This window comes from Archangium sp. (assembly GCF_036389735.1).
GTDB lineage: Bacteria > Myxococcota > Myxococcia > Myxococcales > Myxococcaceae > Archangium.
The window spans coordinates 1-2,977 of record NZ_DASVWK010000112.1 but is presented as its reverse complement, the minus strand read 5'-3'; the positions used below and the strand labels follow the sequence as shown (position 1 = coordinate 2,977).

The 2,977-nt window shown below is 69.2% G+C and carries 4 protein-coding genes and 1 pseudogene; 3 read left to right on the top strand and 2 right to left on the bottom strand.

Translation table 11 applies throughout. From position 1 onward, the window contains the following. Both VF794_RS04385 and VF794_RS04380 read right to left on the bottom strand, forming a co-directional pair. Positions 1 to 90, bottom strand: a pseudogene (locus VF794_RS04385) (YihA family ribosome biogenesis GTP-binding protein); the annotation flags it as partial. A gap of 1 nt (position 91) precedes the next feature. Next, on the bottom strand, positions 92 to 589 hold the full coding sequence (locus tag VF794_RS04380; protein ID WP_331107916.1) for a cytochrome c3 family protein: 498 nt from the start codon (positions 587 to 589) through the stop codon (positions 92 to 94). 126 nt (positions 590 to 715) lie between these two features. Here VF794_RS04380 and VF794_RS04375 point away from each other — a divergent pair, with 126 nt between their 5' ends. The 3 genes from VF794_RS04375 to VF794_RS04365 all read left to right on the top strand — a co-directional run. After that, on the top strand, positions 716 to 1,189 hold the full coding sequence (locus VF794_RS04375; RefSeq protein WP_331107915.1) for a hypothetical protein: 474 nt from the start codon (positions 716 to 718) through the stop codon (positions 1,187 to 1,189). Positions 1,190 to 1,197: 8 nt separating this feature from the next. Beyond that, positions 1,198 to 1,794, top strand: coding sequence for a dephospho-CoA kinase (gene coaE / locus VF794_RS04370; RefSeq protein WP_331107914.1), 597 nt, complete (start codon positions 1,198 to 1,200; stop codon positions 1,792 to 1,794). A 23-nt stretch (positions 1,795 to 1,817) separates the two neighbouring features. Further along, a partial coding sequence (locus VF794_RS04365) for an SDR family oxidoreductase (RefSeq protein WP_331107913.1) occupies positions 1,818 to 2,977 on the top strand: 1,160 nt, incomplete at its 3' end.

Here is a 2,977-nt window from a genome sequence, read left to right as displayed (position 1 = left end):
GAAGGCCACCTCGGGGGTGGCGGGCCCGGTGGGGTAGCCCTTGGGCTCCACCGCCGTGGTGAGGAAGCGGGCGTCGAGAATCTTGATCACGCTATTTCTTCTTGGCGGGCTCGGGTTGCGGAGCCTCGGCACGGGCGCCCTTCTTCCCCGTGCGCTCGGCCGACCAGTGGTCGATGGCCTTGAGCGACTCGACGAAGTCGAACGGCTTGAGGGACGGCGAGGAGGCGTCGTGACAGGTGCGGCAGGACTTCTCCGAGGGATCCACCAGACCCACCAGGCGGGCCAGCTCGGCGTCCTTCATCACGTACGCGGGCGAGTAGTACTTGCCGCCACCATGGCAGGTCTCGCAGGTGACGTGGGAGACGCCTTGCGCGGCCTGGTCGGGCCCGTGGCACGACAGGCAGCGCGCGTCCTTCTTCTGGGCGTCGGACAGCGAGTCCATGGCCCGGGCGTGCTTGGACTGATTGAAGGCCTCATAGGCCGCCAGGTGACAGCCCTTGCAGCTCTCCGGGCCGAGGTAGTCGGCGGCCTCGGCGGCGCCGGAGAGGGCGAGGACGAGGGAAAGGATCCAAGGGCCACGAGCGCGCATCGGGTCGAGCACTAGCAGACGACCCCAGGCGGGGCAAGGCGGAGGTTTGAAAGTTGTCGCTCGTGTGGCCTCCCCGACGGCGGGGGAGCTTGAGAGGGGCTGGGAGGATCCGTTACACCTCGATGGATGAAGACCATCGCCATCCTCGCCGTGCTCCTGGCCGCCACGCCCGCGCCCGCGCGGGCCAGGCCCTGGCAGGGAATCGAGCCCGGGCAGTCCAAGCGAGCGCAGGTCCTCCAGCGTTTCGGAGAGCCCTCGCGCGTGGTCACCGCCGAAGGCAAGGAGATCATCGCCTACCTCGACGACAAGGCCATCAAGGGGACCAAGCAGGTTCAGTTCAGCGTGGACCCCGGCACGCAGCGCGTCGAGCGCATCGCCGTCTTCCCCGGGCCCGTCATCGACAGGGAATCGGTGGAGAGCACCTACGGCCCGCTGTGCCGGTCGGGCAAGCCGCAGTCGTCCCCCTGCTACGTGAAGCGGCTGACGGAGGACTTCCGCACCTACCTGCTCTACACCCGGCTGGGACTGGCCGTCTTCCTCAACGAGGACGTCAAGACGGTGCACTCGTTCATCTTCACCACCCAGCAGGAAGCGAAATAGGTCCCACCGTGAAGATCTATGGACTGACGGGGGGAATCGCGTCCGGCAAGAGCACCGTGACCCGGATGCTGCGGGAGCTGGGTGCCCACCTGCTGGACGCCGACGTCATCGCCCGCGAGGTGGTGGAGCCGGGCACGCCGGGGCTGAAGGCCGTGGCCGAGCGCTTCCCAGGCGTGCTGGGCCCGGACGGACGGCTGGACCGGGCGAAGCTGGGGGCGCGCGTCTTCGGGGACCCCAAGGAGCGAGCCGCCCTCAACGCCCTGCTCCACCCGCTCATCGGCCAGGAGTTCCTCCTGCGCACCCAGGCGCTCGCCGAGCAGGGGGTGGAGCGCGTCCTCTACGATGCCCCCCTCCTCATCGAGAACCGGCTGCACGAGGGAATGGACGGGGTGCTGCTGGTCTGGGTGCCCCGTGAGGTGCAGAAGGCCCGGCTGAGGGCGCGCGACAGCCTGGACGAGGCGGCGGCGGAGGCTCGGCTGGCCGCCCAGCTTCCTCTGGACGAGAAGCGCCAGCACGCTACCTGGGTGGTGGACAACTCGGGAGACCTGGGGGCGACCCGGGCCCAGGTGGAAGGGGTCTGGCGCGTCATGCTCGCGCGCGGCTGAAGGCCGGCTATGCTCCGCCGCCCATGAGCGAGAAGCGCAAGGAAGCCCAAGGCAAGGCCGGGACGTACTTCGTCACCGGCTTCCCGGGCTTCATCGGTAAACGGCTGGTCGAGCACATCGTCCGGGAAGAGCCCAAGGCCCACGTCTACGTCCTGGTGCAGCCCAAGCACCTCAAGGAGGCGCAGCAGGTGGCCTCCCGGCTCCAGGGCAGCGGGGCCACGTTGGAGCTGCTCACCGGCGACATCGTGGACATGCATCTGGGCCTGTCCGGCGAGGAGTACCAGCGGCTGTGCGAGCGGGTGACGGACATCTACCACCTGGCCGCCGTCTTCTACCTGGGTGTGCCCAAGGAGACCGCCGGGCGCATCAACGTGGACGGTACGCGCAACGTGCTGGAGCTGGCGCGCGACTGCGAGCACCTGCGGCGCTTCAACCACTTCTCCTCCTGCCACGTCTCGGGCGACCGCGTGGGCGTCATCGCCGAGGACGAGCTGGACTGCGGCCAGGGCTTCCGCAACGTCTACGAGGAGACCAAGTTCCAGGCGGAGAAGCTCGTCCACCGCGCCGGCACCTCCCTGCCCGTCACCATCTTCCGCCCGTGCAGCGTGGTGGGGGACTCGCGCACGGGGGAGATCGACCGCTTCGAGGGCCCCTACTACCTGGGCATCCTCCTGGTGACGAGCCCGCTGGTGGTGCCGCTGCCCCTGCCCGGCAACGGCGTGGCCCCGCTCAACGTGGTGCCGGTGGACTACGTGGTGCGGGCCGTGTGGGCGCTGTCCCATGACGAGCGCGCCGTGGGCCGCACCTTCCACCTGGTGGACCCCAACCCGATGAGCGCTCGCCGCGTCTACGAGACCATCGCCGAGAAGGCCAACAAGAAGCTGCCCCGCTTCAACCTGTCCGCCCGCGCCGCGGACGTGATGATGCGGCTGCCCGTGCTCGAGAAGCTCGCCCGCCCCCAGCGCGCCGCCCTCAGCTACGTCAACCACCTCGCCATCTACAACTCCCACAACACCCTGGAGTTGCTGGACGGTACCGGCATCCGCTGCCCTCCCCTCTCCTCGTACCTCGATCAGCTGGTGGCCTACGTGCGCGAGCAGTACCGCCAGCGCCGCGAGCAGGCCTCCGAGGTGGAGGATCCGCTCGACCGCAACCCCGCCCCCCCCCTGGATGAAGACACGGG

What these genes read in the sequence shown, in the direction of transcription:
- VF794_RS04380 (WP_331107916.1), bottom strand. Translation starts at nt 589, where the DNA reads ATGCGCGCTCGTGGCCCTTGGATCCTTTCCCTCGTCCTCGCCCTCTCC.
- VF794_RS04375 (WP_331107915.1), top strand. Translation starts at nt 716, where the DNA reads ATGAAGACCATCGCCATCCTCGCCGTGCTCCTGGCCGCCACGCCCGCG.